General features: G+C 35.7%; 13 protein-coding genes and 2 riboswitches. Of the genes, 8 read left to right on the top strand and 5 right to left on the bottom strand.

Annotated elements, in window-relative coordinates; all coding sequences use genetic code 11:
- Positions 1-5: 5 nt before the first annotated feature.
- Both comGB and comGA read right to left on the bottom strand, forming a co-directional pair.
- Positions 6-1052 (bottom strand): competence type IV pilus assembly protein ComGB, encoded by a 1047-nt coding sequence (gene comGB / locus TY11_RS10510; RefSeq protein WP_042145913.1) that lies wholly within the window; start codon positions 1050-1052, stop codon positions 6-8.
- Complete coding sequence (comGA, locus tag TY11_RS10505) at positions 1003-2016, bottom strand: competence type IV pilus ATPase ComGA (protein WP_155982695.1); 1014 nt, start codon at positions 2014-2016, stop codon at positions 1003-1005. The genes comGB and comGA overlap by 50 nt, the downstream gene beginning before the upstream one ends.
- A 97-nt stretch (positions 2017-2113) precedes the next feature.
- Here comGA and TY11_RS10500 point away from each other — a divergent pair, with 97 nt between their 5' ends.
- On the top strand, positions 2114-2629 hold the full coding sequence (locus TY11_RS10500) for a shikimate kinase (RefSeq protein ID WP_042145912.1): 516 nt from the start codon (positions 2114-2116) through the stop codon (positions 2627-2629).
- A gap of 32 nt (positions 2630-2661) precedes the next feature.
- On the top strand, positions 2662-2847 hold the full coding sequence (locus TY11_RS10495; protein WP_042146501.1) for a YqzE family protein: 186 nt from the start codon (positions 2662-2664) through the stop codon (positions 2845-2847).
- Positions 2848-2909: 62 nt separating this feature from the next.
- Here the strand turns inward: TY11_RS10495 and TY11_RS10490 are convergent, their stop codons facing one another.
- Positions 2910-3686, bottom strand: a complete 777-nt coding sequence (locus TY11_RS10490; protein WP_042145911.1) for a YqhG family protein — start codon at positions 3684-3686, stop codon at positions 2910-2912.
- On the bottom strand, positions 3676-5337 hold the full coding sequence (locus TY11_RS10485) for a DEAD/DEAH box helicase (protein WP_042145910.1): 1662 nt from the start codon (positions 5335-5337) through the stop codon (positions 3676-3678). Before TY11_RS10485 ends, TY11_RS10490 begins: the two co-directional genes overlap by 11 nt.
- A gap of 345 nt (positions 5338-5682) precedes the next feature.
- Positions 5683-5782, top strand: a riboswitch (glycine riboswitch).
- A gap of 2 nt (positions 5783-5784) precedes the next feature.
- Positions 5785-5875: riboswitch (glycine riboswitch) on the top strand.
- Between the two features lie 91 nt (positions 5876-5966).
- Here TY11_RS10485 and gcvT point away from each other — a divergent pair.
- From gcvT to gcvPB, 3 genes are read left to right on the top strand one after another with little or no spacing between them, the layout of a single operon-like run.
- Positions 5967-7079 carry a glycine cleavage system aminomethyltransferase GcvT gene (gene gcvT / locus TY11_RS10480; RefSeq protein WP_197025081.1) on the top strand — a complete coding sequence of 371 codons (1113 nt, stop codon included), beginning with the start codon at positions 5967-5969 and terminating at the stop codon, positions 7077-7079.
- Between the two features lie 15 nt (positions 7080-7094).
- Positions 7095-8444 carry an aminomethyl-transferring glycine dehydrogenase subunit GcvPA gene (gene gcvPA / locus TY11_RS10475; protein ID WP_042145907.1) on the top strand — a complete coding sequence of 450 codons (1350 nt, stop codon included), beginning with the start codon at positions 7095-7097 and terminating at the stop codon, positions 8442-8444.
- Entirely contained in the window at positions 8437-9897 is a 1461-nt protein-coding gene (gene gcvPB / locus TY11_RS10470; RefSeq protein WP_042145905.1) for an aminomethyl-transferring glycine dehydrogenase subunit GcvPB, read from the top strand. Before gcvPA ends, gcvPB begins: the two co-directional genes overlap by 8 nt.
- A gap of 52 nt (positions 9898-9949) precedes the next feature.
- Here the strand turns inward: gcvPB and TY11_RS10465 are convergent, their stop codons facing one another.
- Positions 9950-10324: a rhodanese-like domain-containing protein gene (locus TY11_RS10465; protein WP_042145903.1), complete on the bottom strand. Its 375-nt coding sequence runs from the start codon at positions 10322-10324 to the stop codon at positions 9950-9952.
- 392 nt (positions 10325-10716) lie between these two features.
- On the opposite strand from TY11_RS10465, the gene TY11_RS10460 reads away from it, so the two are divergent.
- From TY11_RS10460 to mntR, 3 genes are all read left to right on the top strand, one after another.
- Entirely contained in the window at positions 10717-13275 is a 2559-nt protein-coding gene (locus tag TY11_RS10460) for a vitamin B12-dependent ribonucleotide reductase (RefSeq protein WP_042145902.1), read from the top strand.
- Between the two features lie 228 nt (positions 13276-13503).
- Positions 13504-13686, top strand: coding sequence for a hypothetical protein (locus TY11_RS10455; RefSeq protein WP_042145900.1), 183 nt, complete (start codon positions 13504-13506; stop codon positions 13684-13686).
- 92 nt (positions 13687-13778) lie between these two features.
- Complete coding sequence (gene mntR / locus TY11_RS10450) at positions 13779-14195, top strand: transcriptional regulator MntR (RefSeq protein ID WP_042145898.1); 417 nt, start codon at positions 13779-13781, stop codon at positions 14193-14195.
- Positions 14196-14251 lie beyond the last annotated feature (56 nt).

The following is a 14251-nucleotide window of genomic DNA, read 5'->3' as shown; positions in this document are numbered from 1 at the left end:
CTCCTTTATAATGTTTGGATAATCTCATATATCGGTAATAGTAGTGAGAGATAAATCAAGATAATGATAATACCCAGTAATATGAAAAATATCGGTTGAATGTAGGTAATAGCCTTCATAATCTTTTGATTAAGTTCATCGGTAATAATAGTAGAGTAAGTTGATAGGTCTTTTTCTAGGGATTCCGTATTGCTATTTTTTTGAAAGATAGAGGCTAGTTGAGTGTTAATAAATGTAAATTGTTTCATTAATATGGAGACATGGTGCCCTTGGTTTAATCCACTCATTAAAGTAGTTGCATAATGTGCGACTATCGGTAGTTTTTGTTGTTTAGATAAGATAGCAAGTACATCTTTAATGGAAAGTCCTGTTTTTAATAAGGATCCAAAATGAGTGGAAAATTGAAAAGAAGTATTTAATCTTAGATAGCTCCGATATATGGGGATCACCGATAATAATTTTATTTGTAGATCGATCGGGATTCTTACTTTGACATATTTCCATAGAAGTCTAACTAATACACAAGCAATCAATAAGAGGATAAATCCATAGTAGGCTAATGATATTATCGTGATGGCAATGGGTATTCCATTTGAGTCATTTTGTTGAAAAAGGGTTAGCAGATTTGGAAGCACGGAATGTTGAATGAAGAAAAAGACGAAGGAAAAGATAGCAACAAGAACGAAGGGATATCGTATAATTTGGGTAAATTTCTTAGCGTATTCTAGTCTTCTCTCATAAAGCTCAACACATTTGATAATACTGGTTTCTAAATCTCCAAATTCTTTGGCAAAGTATAAATATGTTGTAATTATTGGATGAAAGGCTAGTTCATCCAGGGCCTGATCCAATGTTTGTCCACTTTTTAGTAAGTGGATTATTTTATTTGATATTTCCTCAAGGTTTCTATCCCATGTTAACGTTTCTAATGCAGTTAATAGAGTATATCCATTCTCAAGAGACCTAGATAACCGTTTTAACAAGTTTAATTGCATGGAGGGTTTAATCTTTTGTTTGGTAACGTTCATACGTAGCTTTTGATATAAAACCATATCGTAAGGCCTTCTTTCTAATATAATCAAAGGAATGTTTATTGTGGTTAAGATTTACCTGATGACCATTAATTGCCTGTCTTAAGAGATTTCCATCTAATAGCTCCAACGCGGCAGCCCTCCTTGTCTCTGAGAGAAGGGGGAGTAATTGGATAGAAGAGATACCTATAAGAGACTGTTCAAGTTCCACTTTTGTCAACCCCATTTCTAAAAGCCTATAAATAGTTCCCATTGTATTTTTTGCGTGAATCGTACTTAGGACTAAATGTCCTGTTAAAGAAGCCTCAAACGCAAATTTAGCGGTTTGCCGGTCACGTATTTCACCAACCATAATGATATCCGGATCATGGCGTAGTGCAGCTTTTAGGCCAGTTTGATAAGTAATACCCGCTTTTTCATTCACTTGTACTTGTAATATATCCTGTATGTTTTTTTCAATAGGGTCCTCTAGGGTAATGGTTTGAAAGGATTCTTCCTTTAGAACTTCTTCCAGTAATGCATAAAGAGTTGTTGTTTTCCCACTACCTGTGGGACCGGAGAGCAATATAAGACCGGAGCGGAATTTCATCCAGGTTTTTATTTTGGTTAACTGATTTTTAAAAAGGAATAGTTGATCTAAAGAAAGGTTTAACTTCTCTGGGAGAATACGAATAGCAAGACTTTCCAATTGATTAACTGGAAGAGTGGATAATCTTAAAGAGAAACTCTGTGAATGAATTTGAAAGGGCAATGTTCCATTTTGGGGTTTTCTGATTTCACCAATATCCATACCTGAGGTAAACTTATAATACGTTAGAAGTAATTCATATTTTGTGATGGCGATTCGTTTGAATAATACTCGTTTACCATGAATTCGAAAATAGATGTCTGTGGTTGTATTGATAGGGTAGAAGTGGATATCGGTGGCCTGTTCTTTAATGGCAGATGTAATTATTTTCTCTGAAAGCATCTCTGCTGAAAACAATAGACAACACCTCCTATTTATTTGTCTTTATAAACATTCGACACAAAGTGATAAATTCCTTCTTTTTATATAAAATAATTTTAAAAGGTGATGGAACATGAAACATATTTATTTAATTGGCTTTATGGGAAGTGGTAAATCCACTGTAGCGAAACGTCTAGGTGAAAAGTTAAATATGGGATATCTGGATATTGATAAGGCAGTAGAAAAAAGTAGAAATAAAAAAATAACAAGTATTTTTAAGGATGAGGGGGAGAAAGCTTTTCGCAGCTATGAGACAACCTCTCTTAAAACTAATGGAAACACACCAATAATTTCTACAGGTGGGGGAATAGTCGAGAAAGAAGAAAACATCAAATGGATGAAAGATACTGGCATTATCATATATTTACAAACGTCATTCAAGGTTATCAAGAAAAGATTACAAAAAGATATCTCTAGACCATTATGGCGGGAGGATGAAGAAAATAAAGATTTATATAAAAGAAGGACAGCTATCTATGAAAGGTGTGCGGATTATATAATTGATTGTGATACCTCATCACTTGAAGAGATAATTGATGAAATTATTAAAATATATAGGTATAAAGGGAAAACGGAAGGTGAAAAATAAACATAATCCCACTCATAAACGAGGTGATACACATAAAAGGAAATGATTATGTAAAATTCATGACTGAGCAAGTTGTATCCTATATTGAACTCCCTAAAGATGAGCGTAAACAAAGGAAATTAGAACACAAAGCACAAAGACCTCAACCTCCAATTGGTAATAGATGGTTTGGTGCATTACCTTTTGCAATCAAGTCATTTTTTAAACGTGCTGAATGAAAAGATCAGAGGGTCTGAATCCTATTTAGAACAAGGGATTCAGACCCTAATAAGACATCCTTCTAATTCCCTCTTATATAAAATATTCCACCGTTAACAACTTTTATTTGAATTTTAGGTTGGTAACGCTCCTTTAGATCCCGTAATTCTTTCTCCATTTGTTCTAACTCTTCATCATATGCTCCTTCATAGAAATGTTTTAGCAAGTTCATCTCATTTTCTAACTCTTGAAGGGATTCCTTAGCCCACTCATGATCTAAATCTTGAATATACTGATCTAAAACGGACAGTATTCGCTTGTAACCACTTATCGGTTTAATAATGGGAGTAATGGTATAACAAAAATCAGAAATTTTCATGCCAAATTCCTTATCAGATAGTGACTCCATCATTTCTGTTTTCATGATTCCATTTATTAAATTTAGACCAATTGAAAATACTTCATCCTTCTTATGCTTACCAATATAACTGATTTTAATATTCACAACCAACCAGGGCTGAAGTGCGGTATTTTGATTAGCCTGAATAACTTGAAATAATCTGGTAAAGCGTTCATTTTCTTTTAAATGATTGAGTATTTGTTGCAGTCGTGGGCTTCCAAAATGGATACGTTCTCCTCTTTCTTCAAGACTGTCTTGGTTTGAAATGAGAGTTAACTGCATCGGGTCTCCATCTCTACCCATTTTCTTAATATAATGCCAATAAAATGGACGGTTCATAAGAGCACGATCCATTTTTTCGTTTAATTGTACTTTTAAAACCCCATTTTGATTCGATAGTATGTCACAATGATGGGCTTCAAAATAGTTTTCTAAAAATGAATGAAGATTAATTGCCATATTGAGACTCCTCTTGCCAAGAATTTTGAGTGCTTTGAATGATAGAAGCTAGATTATCAAGCTTGATTTTAAGTTCTCCGGTTGATGATGATTCATTCATGATAGCTTTCACTTCACCCTCGAAACTTTTTATGTTTAATTCTGCCAAAATATCATCTAGATGTCCTATTACCTTTTCAAACAATGCAATTTTTTCATAAAGTAATGACATAATATGTTCCTCGAGTGTATTGCGGATGGCAAAGTTATATATATGAACATCATTTTCTTGTCCATAGCGATGAATCCTACCAATACGCTGCTCGAGGCGCATCGGGTTCCAAGGCAAGTCATAATTAATCATATAGTTGCAAAACTGTAGGTTAATCCCTTCACCGCCAGCTTCTGTAGCGATTAATACTTGGGCTTTATCTTTAAATAGCTGTTTCATCCAATCTTTTTTTCCACGTTTAAATCCACCTCGAAATGGAACAGAGGTAATTCCATGTTGCTGTAGATACCATTGTAAATATAATTGTGATGCTCGGTACTCTGTAAAAATAATTACTTTCTCATCGCCGATATTTTTAAGCAATTCGACTACTTTTTGTGCCTTTGCATGATGGGGCAGCTGCCCTATCTGATCGATAATAGGTTGTAACACTTCTCTTCCGTGGTTATTTTCATCATTAACAAATTTTTGCAAGGAAAGAAAGCACGCTTCCCTTGATGAGCACAGCTCACGTAAGAAAGTAATCTTAGAAAAAGTTGAGAACGGTTGAAACGTTTTATCTAACTCTTTATATACCTTATATTCCTCAGGAGAGAAATCCACCCAAACCGTTTCAATATGCCGTTTCGAATTATCTAATGAAGTATCTTTCCTGGTGTTCCGAACCATTACTTTCTGTACTAGTTGTTTGAGAAAGGCATCCTGGTTAATTTTCTTACGGTCTTTTCCATATTTCTCGAGAAATGATTCATAGTTTCCTAAATGACCAGGTTTAAGAATAGACACCAGGTTGAAAATTTCAATCAATTGGTTTTGAACTGGTGTAGCAGTCAATAAGAGACAGTATTTTTTCTTAAGAGCACGAACAAATTCAAAGTTTTTTGTTTTATGATTTTTTATTTTATGTGCTTCATCAATTAATATTAGGTCATAATGCAGGTCTAGTATCGCTTCCCGATGTGGAGATCGTTTAGCGGTATCAATAGATGTTACAATTATATCGTAACTATCCCAAGGATAGTTCTTACGAAAAGTAGCTGCAGGAATATAGAATTTTTCATTTAATTCTTTTACCCATTGATTCACTAATGATGCGGGGACTAGAATTAGTATTTTCTTAACCAATCCACGAATCATATACTCCTTCAATATTAATCCGGCTTCAATTGTTTTTCCTAGTCCAACTTCGTCTGCTAATATAGCACGACCATTCATTTCTTCGATTGCTTGTTTTGCCGTTTCGATTTGGTGCGGTAAGAAATTCATGTGCGGTAAAAACTCCAAAGCTCTTAATCCATGAAATTCGCTTGTTATGGTTGTTAGCTCAGCTTCGTAAGCCATTTTAAATAGTTCCCAAGAAGAAAAAGGACCATCAAGGTCTAGTTTTTCCTCTAGTGTTTCAATAAAGTTAGTATCTTGTACAATTTCTATGTTTTTCATTTTATACTTCCTTTATCCATAGATTCATAAATGTTGCTCTCAAAGTACTAAGAAAAGAGTTTTACAATAGCGTTGTATCTCCATGTAAAAAAGTAAACTTCTCCTTTAAGTATTCCCCGTATAATTACCCCTATTAAATGTTTCCTTGTTCGGTTTTAATATTGATTATGTTAGGTTCTAGATATTTGAAGCGCTTTCTTGTGGCTATTAGAAACTTATTGGTTAATTTAGGTTGAATATAAAGGATACATTTTAATAGTTATATGGTATAATGATAATAATTCTTTTTGGTAAAAGAGTTTTGATACATAGTATAACCATAATTACAGAATTTCATAAAAGCGGATGATTACAAGGGGAGAGATTACTTATCTGAGCAGATAAGTAACGCCGAAGGAGCAAGCTAATATGTGAATCTCTCAGGCAAAAGAACTCTTGTAGGACGCACCTCTGGAGAGAGTTTACATATGTAGACCACCCACGAAGCACGCATTTTTTAACTTTGAAGATGCTAAACTTTCTGGTTACAGGACAGGGGCAGTATTGTAATGGGATGTTCGAGTCCTTGTGTCAATACTGCCCTATTTTTATGGTTAAAAATTAGAATATTTTAAAGGGAGTGGAAAATTGTGAGTGAACTGAAAAGAACCCCAATCTATCCGGAATATGGAAAATCAGGGGCGAAAACAATTGACTTTGGTGGATGGGATTTACCAGTGCAATTTTCAAGCATCAAGGAAGAACATGAAGCGACTAGAACTAAAGCCGGATTATTTGATGTTTCCCATATGGGTGAGATCTTAGTTACAGGTCCAAAAAGCTTGGAATTTTTACAATATGTAACTACTAACGATGTATCAAAATTAGTTTCAAACAAAGCGCAGTATGCTTTTATGTGCTACGAAGATGGTGGAACGGTTGATGATTTTCTGATTTATATGCTAGATGAGAATATGTACTTAGTTGTTGTTAATGCAGCAAATACAGAAAAAGATTATGAGTGGATGGTTAAAAACAATCTATTTAGTAGTGGTGAAGTAACCATTCAAAATGTTTCTTCCGATTATGTTCAAGTTGCATTACAAGGACCAAAAGCAGAGGAAATATTACAAACTATTACAGAAACAAATTTAAGTTCTATCAAATTTTTTAGATTTGATAAAGAAGTCCATTTTTCTGGTATCGATAAACCGGGTCTTGTATCAAGAACTGGATACACAGGTGAAGACGGTTTTGAAATATATATTGCAGTTGAAGCTGGGCCAAGACTATGGAATTTAATACTTGATGCTGGAAAAGATAAAGGTCTCTTACCAGTAGGCCTTGGTGCAAGAGATACCCTTCGTTTCGAAGCGAACCTACCACTTTATGGTCAGGAATTATCTGCATCTATTTCTCCAATAGAAGCAGGCCTTGCGTTTGCAGTAAAAGTTAACAAAGAAGCTAACTTTATTGGAAAAGAAGTATTAAAGGAACAAGTGGAAAATGGTACCAAACGTAAGATTGTTGGCATTGAAATGATTGATAAAGGTATTCCACGTCATGGTTATGAAGTATTCCATGGTGAGGAAGAAATTGGTGTTGTAACTTCTGGTACACAATCACCAACCTTACAAAAAAATATAGGTTTAGCCTTAATTAATACGGAGCATGCAGTTGAAGGTACTGTACTTGAAATTCAAGTTAGAAAACGACGCCTTCGTGCAAAGGTTGTTCCAAGAACATTCTTAAAGCAAGACTAAAGAGGGGGAAGTAGAATGGATTTTCGTTTTTTACCAATGACAGAAGCTGATAAAACAGAAATGTTAGATACCATTGGCGTTAGTTCAACGGATGAATTGTTTTCTGATATTCCGGAAAAAGTTCGCTTAAAGGAAGTTTTGAATTTAAAAGCACCTAAAAGTGAAGCTGATTTGAAAAAAGAGCTTGTTCAAATGGCAAACAAAAATTATAACCTTAAGGAATATATCTCATTCCTTGGTGCAGGTGTTTACGATCATTTTATTCCATCAGTAGTCGATCATGTGATCTCTCGTTCAGAATTCTATACTGCTTATACACCATACCAACCAGAAATCTCTCAAGGGGAATTACAAGCGATATTTGAATTCCAAACTATGATATCTGAATTAACTGGGATGCCTGTAGCCAATTCCTCTATGTATGATGGAGGGACATCACTTGCAGAGGCGGTAAACTTAAGTGCGGGCCAAACAAGAAAGAAAAAGGTTCTCGTTTCGAAAGCAATCCATCCGGAATCACAAGCAGTTATTGAAACTTATGGTAAAGGACCAAATTTAGAAATAGTTTACATTGATCATGTGAACGGGCGTACGGATCTTGACCAATTAGCAAAAGAATTAGATGAGAATACTGCAAGTGTTGTGATCCAGTATCCAAACTTTTTTGGACAAATTGAACCGTTAGCTGAAGTCAGAGAATTATTAAACAAACAACCCAAATCAATGTTTATTGTTTCTAGTAATCCATTATCGCTCGGATATCTAACACCTCCTGGTAAGTTTGGTGCAGATATCGTGGTTGGGGATACGCAAGTGTTTGGAATTCCAGCACAGTTTGGCGGTCCTCACTGTGGTTTTTTTGCAACAACAGAAAAATTGATGCGTAAAATTCCAGGGCGATTAGTTGGCCAAACAACAGATGAAAATGGACTTCGTGGGTTTGTTTTGACACTTCAAGCTAGGGAGCAACATATTCGTCGCGATAAAGCAACATCAAATATTTGTTCAAATCAAGCATTAAATGCTTTAGCAAGCTCTGTTGCGATGAGCTCTATTGGTAAACATGGATTGAAGAAAATGTCTGAGCTAAATATGCAAAAGGCTCGTTATGCTAAGCAAAGATTTGAAGAGGAAGGTTTTGAAGTTATTTCGAATGGTTCCTTCTTTAACGAATTTGTTGTGAAGCTACCAATTACTGTTAAAGAGGCAAATGATAAGTTATTGGAAAAAGGTTTTATTGGGGGATATGATCTGGCCACTTACTATCCAGAGCTTGAAGGTCATATGTTAGTAGCTGTAACAGAAATTCGTACAAAAGAAGAAATTGATGCTTTTGTAAAAGAATTGGGGGATATCCATGACTAATCAAGATTTTCCATTAATTTTTGAACGTAGTAAAGAGGGAAGAGTAAGTTTTAACTTACCAGAGATTGATGTGCCTGAGGTTGATTTAGAAGCGGAGTTAACAGATACGTACGTTAGACAAGAGGCTCCAGATTTACCTGAAGTTAGCGAACTTGATATTATGCGACACTATACTGGCTTATCCAACCGCAATTATGGTGTGGATTCTGGTTTTTATCCATTAGGTTCCTGTACGATGAAGTACAATCCGAAAATTAATGAAGATGTTGCACGATTAGATGGATTTAGCCATATTCATCCGTACCAAGATCCGAAGACAGTTCAAGGTGCTCTTGAAATGATGTATGATCTACAAGAATCATTAAAAGAAATTACGGGTATGGCTGGAGTATCATTACAGTCGGCAGCTGGAGCGCATGGTGAATGGACTGGACTAATGATGATTCGTGCATTCCATGAGGCGAATGGTGATTTCCATCGAACCAAAGTTATTGTTCCAGACTCTGCTCATGGGACAAATCCGGCTTCTGCAACTGTTGCTGGATTTGAAGCGGTGACCGTTAAATCCAATGAAAATGGATTAGTAGATTTAGAAGATTTAAAGCGTGTAGTTGGGGATGATGTGGCAGCATTAATGCTAACGAATCCAAATACACTTGGTCTATTTGAAACAGAAATTCTAGAAATGGCAGAAATAGTTCATGATGCTGGTGGTAAATTATATTATGATGGGGCAAACCTAAATGCTATCATGGGTTACGCACGTCCTGGAGACATGGGATTTGATGTGGTTCATCTTAACTTGCATAAAACATTCACTGGTCCACACGGTGGTGGTGGCCCAGGATCAGGTCCTGTTGGGGTGACTGCAGAATTAGAACCTTACTTACCAAAACCATTAATTGTAAAACAAGATGACTTCTATACATTTGAATATGAACGACCACAATCGATTGGCCGTGTAAAACCTTATTATGGAAACTTCGGAATCAACCTCCGAGCATACACGTATATTCGAACTATGGGTGCTGAAGGACTTAAGAAGGTTAGTGAGTATGCGGTACTAAATGCTAACTATATGATGCGTAAGCTAGAAAAGGCTTATGATCTTCCATATTCTCAGCACTGTAAGCATGAATTTGTACTATCAGGAAGAAGACAAAAGAAACTAGGGGTACGTACATTGGATATCGCAAAACGTCTACTCGACTTTGGTTATCATCCACCTACCATCTACTTCCCATTAAATGTAGAAGAGGCGTTAATGGTAGAACCTACGGAGACAGAATCTAAAGAGACGTTAGATGGTTTTATTGATACTATGTTACAAATCGCTGCGGAAGTGGAAAATAATCCAGAGATTGTTCAAGAAGCTCCTCATAATACCGTTGTAAAGCGGATGGATGAAACTACTGCTGCTAGGAAACCGATTTTAAGATATTATAAAGCTTAACAAATAAATGCCTTAGGGGATATCCCCTAAGGCATTTATTCATTCTTTGTTATTATCCTCTTTTAACTTTTCCAGTCCATTTTTTAAATCCGCCTTTTAATTGGCTAATATCTTTATAACCTTTTTTATGAAGAAGTTGTGCAGCTCTTTGAGATCGTGCTCCACTCTGGCAATAAAGATATACTGGTTTATCTGGACGTATTTCGATTAAACGCTGTTTCATTTGTGTAACTGGAATGTTTCTAGAACCTAAGATATGGCCGTTCTTGAATTCTTGTGGTTCTCTTACGTCTATCAACTGTGCTTTACGGTAACCTTCACGGAATTGCTCTTCTGTTATCGTTTTAAGGTAGGTTCGCTGTCTAAAGTAACGAAATACTGAAATTACAATGACAATAATTAGTGCTAATAATAGGTACTTCAACATAAATTAATCCCCCGTCTTTCTCATTGTACTATCCTATTATAGGCTTAAATAAGGTTTTTTTCAAAGTTTTTCTATAAAAGAATAAATCGAATTTTTGTCGAATCCTGGCGATCAACCGTTAATACCACAACTATATATTTGGATGCAATTATAGAATTTGTTTAATTTAATAGATTTATACAATGTTATCTTTGAAAATCATTGTTTTTCTTTGTTTTTTGCTTATTATTGTTTTTGACAAAAAAATCATTATGTGCGTTATTCACTATATATAGTGCTTTTTGTAAATTTGATATACAAGATGTTGTAAAAGTTAATCCAAATATGGTATGGTAATACTTAAGTATTCTAGATTACTAGAATGGAGAATTTTGTCTAAAAGGAGAGGTATAATGTCTACGGTTGTCGAATCAAGAACAAACATTAATGTGGAAGTGTTAAATGAAGATATAAAACAATTTCCACAAGTACACCCAATTACCCCAGATATGAAGCTATTACATAAGGGTGTGTCTAGGCTAGTCATGCTGGACCGTTATTCCTTTAAGGATACAGAGAAAAAGACATTAAAAGAAGGGGACTTTGTTGTTCTAACTGTAAAGGCAGATCCGAAATTCCCAGCAAGAGGGTTAGGTTTCATCAAATCTATTGACCGCATCAATAATGAAGCTTTAGTCCATGTGGAGCCAGATTATGTATCGGTTTTAGATGGGGAAGAAGCTGAAACTGGAGTAGTTAAAATAGGACTAGATAGTATTGATAAACCACTTGAAGTCTTTTATGAGCAAATAGCAAAACGTAATGCAACTGGGCTAGCTAGTGTTGAACCTACAAAGGAATTACGAAAAGAATGGTTTGAGAAATATTATCATGAGTTATCTGGTCTAAATTTCATTCCCGCTGGAAGAGTATTATATGGTGCAGGTTCAGACACAGAAGTAACCTACTTTAACTGTTACGTAATGCCGTATGTAAAAGATTCTCGTGAAGGTATTTCCGAGCACCGTAAACAAGTAATGGAAATTATGAGTAGAGGTGGAGGCGTTGGTACGAACGGTTCAACCCTTCGTCCACGAAACGCACTTGCAAGAGGAGTAAATGGTAAATCATCCGGTTCGGTTTCTTGGTTGGATGATATTGCGAAGCTGACACATCTTGTCGAACAAGGTGGTTCGCGCAGGGGAGCACAAATGATAATGCTAGTAGATTCTCATCCTGACATTATTGAGTTTATTATTTCTAAAATGCAAAATCCAAGGATACTTCGGTATTTAATCGAAAATACCGAAGATGAACAAATAAAAAAATTAGCACAAGAAAAACTGAAATTCACTCCACTAACGGAGACTGAATCTGATCTTTACCAAGGGGTATTAAACTATAAGAGTATTCCTGGTCAAGGTGGATTTACAAATCAAGTTATTAGAGAAGCAGAAGATAAATTAAGAACAGGTGGTACCTACTCCGTTCATAATTCAGAATTCCTAACTGGTGCAAATATCTCAGTGTGTATTACAAAAGAATTTATGGATGCTGTAGAAAATGATACTTGGTATGAACTGAAATTCCCAGACGTAGAGAATTACGATGAGGAAGAAATGAAAGAATATAATGAAAACTGGTACAATGTTGGTGATGTACGTAAATGGGAAGAGATGGGCTATGGTGTCCGCGTATATCGCCGAATAAAAGCGAAAGAGCTTTGGAATCTAATTAATATTTGTGCTACGTATTCTGCTGAACCTGGTATTTTCTTTATTGATAATGCGAATGACAAGACGAATGCAAAAGCATATGGTCAGCAAGTTGTAGCAACAAATCCATGTGGGGAACAACCACTTGCACCATTTTCTGTCTGCAACTTAGCTGCGGTTAACCTTGGAGAAATGGCAAACAAAGATACAAAAACAGTAGACTTTGAAAAGTTACAACAGACCGTAAAAACTGGTGTCCGTATGCAGGACAACGTTATCGATGCGACTCCATATTTCTTAGAAGAAAACAAGAAACAAGCACTAGGAGAGCGTCGTGTTGGACTTGGAGTAATGGGCCTACACGATTTACTTATTTACTGTGAAACTGAATATGGATCCGCAGAAGGAAATCAATTAGTTGATAAGATCTTTGAAACGATTGCTACTACTGCATATCGTGAATCTGTTGAACTAGCGAAAGAAAAGGGGAGCTTCCCATTCTTAATTGGAGAAACAGATGAAGAAACCAAAGAACTACGCGAAGCATTTATTAATACTGGTTACATGAAAGAAATGCCTGAAGATATCCGTGAAGATATTCTAAAATATGGTATTCGTAACTCACATTTACTAACTGTTGCTCCGACCGGTTCAACTGGTACAATGGTTGGAGTTTCAACAGGTCTTGAACCCTACTTCTCATTCTCATACTTCAGAAGTGGAAGATTAGGTAAATTTATCGAAGTAAAAGCAGATATCGTTCAAGAATATCTAGATGCCAACCCAGACGCAGATGCAAATACCCTTCCGGAGTGGTTTGTAACTGCAATGGAATTAGCTCCAGAAGCACATGCAGATACGCAATGTGTCATCCAACGTTGGGTTGATAGTTCCATCTCTAAAACTGTAAATGCTCCAAAAGGTTATACAGTTGATCAGGTTGAAAGTGTATACCGTAGATTATATCGCGGTGGAGCAAAAGGTGGCACGGTATATGTAGACGGTAGCCGTGATTCTCAGGTATTAACATTAAAGGCAGAAGAAAATACGTTTGAACAAACTGAGTTATTTGAAGAAACTATTGAACCGAAAAAGGTTGTATTAATGGATACAATCCAAGAACTCAAATCAACAGATGTGACAATAGGTTCTGAAGTGGGAGATACATGCCCTGTTTGTCGTGAAGGAAGCGTTGAAGATATCGGCGGCTGTAATACATGTACAAGTTGTGGCGCACAATTAAAGTGTGGGCTATAAAATATTAAAGACGAAAGTGGCTAGCTAAATGCATAGCCATTTTCGTCTTTTATTTTGGCAGTTTTCGAAATGTTTGTTGCTCATATTTTCACGGTTGATAGATATTGTGCGGTAACCACTCAAATTTTATAGGTAGTGCTTGATACAAGTATTCAATTATTATATGAAACAAATGCTTTCCCAACAACGTATGATATATAAATAAAATATCGTACTGGAGAGATGAAAATGGAAGATTGGTGGAAGAGGAAAAAAGAAAAAACAAGAAAACATCGAAAATTAGATGATCGCTATACGTTTGGTGATTTTTTAATGGGCGTATTATTTTGGGTGCCAGAAATTATTCTAATTCCGTTCCGTACGCTCTTTTGGGCCCTCCGCGGTGTCTGGAGATTTCTTGATTTTACCTAATAGCTTGTCTCTGATAAATATTTCCGGTATCCTCATTATAGAAACAATTTTGCATAAGATAAAAAATTATTCTATAGAAAGAGGAGAACAGGATGCCTACACCTAGTATGGAGGATTATATTGAAATTATTTATAACTTAATTGATACAAAGGGGTATGCTCGAGTTTCCGATATTGCAGAGACGTTAGAGGTTCACCCGTCTTCTGTAACTAAAATGGTTCAAAAGCTAGATAAAGATGAATATTTGCTATATGAGAAGTACCGCGGATTTATGTTGACAGAAAAGGGTAAGAAGGTTGGAGAGCGGTTAGTATTTCGTCATGAATTACTAGAGGACTTTCTAGAAATAATCGGTGTAGAAAAAGAAAATATTTATAATGATGTTGAAGGGATTGAACACCATTTAAGCTGGAATTCAATCGATAGGTTAGGTGATTTAGTAAAATATTTCAAAGAAGACCAAAAACGATTAGATGACCTAAAAGCAGTTCAGTTGAGGAAAAAGTAGTAACTGGAGAAGGACAATGTTCTAAATTTACTTCCTTATGCTTACACATATATAAA

The organism is Paucisalibacillus algeriensis, assembly GCF_000577245.1.
Lineage (GTDB): Bacteria > Bacillota > Bacilli > Bacillales > Amphibacillaceae > Ornithinibacillus.
The sequence above is the reverse complement of the archived record's forward strand: the minus strand, read 5'-3'. Positions and strand labels throughout refer to the sequence as shown.

Excerpts from the sequence above, each read along its gene's own strand:
- mntR (WP_042145898.1), top strand. The coding sequence starts at position 13,779 with ATGCCTACACCTAGTATGGAGGATTATATTGAAATTATTTATAACTTA.
- comGB (WP_042145913.1), bottom strand. The coding sequence starts at position 1,052 with ATGGTTTTATATCAAAAGCTACGTATGAACGTTACCAAACAAAAGATT.
- TY11_RS10500 (WP_042145912.1), top strand. The coding sequence starts at position 2,114 with ATGAAACATATTTATTTAATTGGCTTTATGGGAAGTGGTAAATCCACT.
- gcvPB (WP_042145905.1), top strand. The coding sequence starts at position 8,437 with ATGACTAATCAAGATTTTCCATTAATTTTTGAACGTAGTAAAGAGGGA.
- TY11_RS10465 (WP_042145903.1), bottom strand. The coding sequence starts at position 10,324 with ATGTTGAAGTACCTATTATTAGCACTAATTATTGTCATTGTAATTTCA.
- TY11_RS10455 (WP_042145900.1), top strand. The coding sequence starts at position 13,504 with ATGGAAGATTGGTGGAAGAGGAAAAAAGAAAAAACAAGAAAACATCGA.
- TY11_RS10460 (WP_042145902.1), top strand. The coding sequence starts at position 10,717 with ATGTCTACGGTTGTCGAATCAAGAACAAACATTAATGTGGAAGTGTTA.
- gcvPA (WP_042145907.1), top strand. The coding sequence starts at position 7,095 with ATGGATTTTCGTTTTTTACCAATGACAGAAGCTGATAAAACAGAAATG.
- TY11_RS10490 (WP_042145911.1), bottom strand. The coding sequence starts at position 3,686 with ATGGCAATTAATCTTCATTCATTTTTAGAAAACTATTTTGAAGCCCAT.
- TY11_RS10485 (WP_042145910.1), bottom strand. The coding sequence starts at position 5,337 with ATGAAAAACATAGAAATTGTACAAGATACTAACTTTATTGAAACACTA.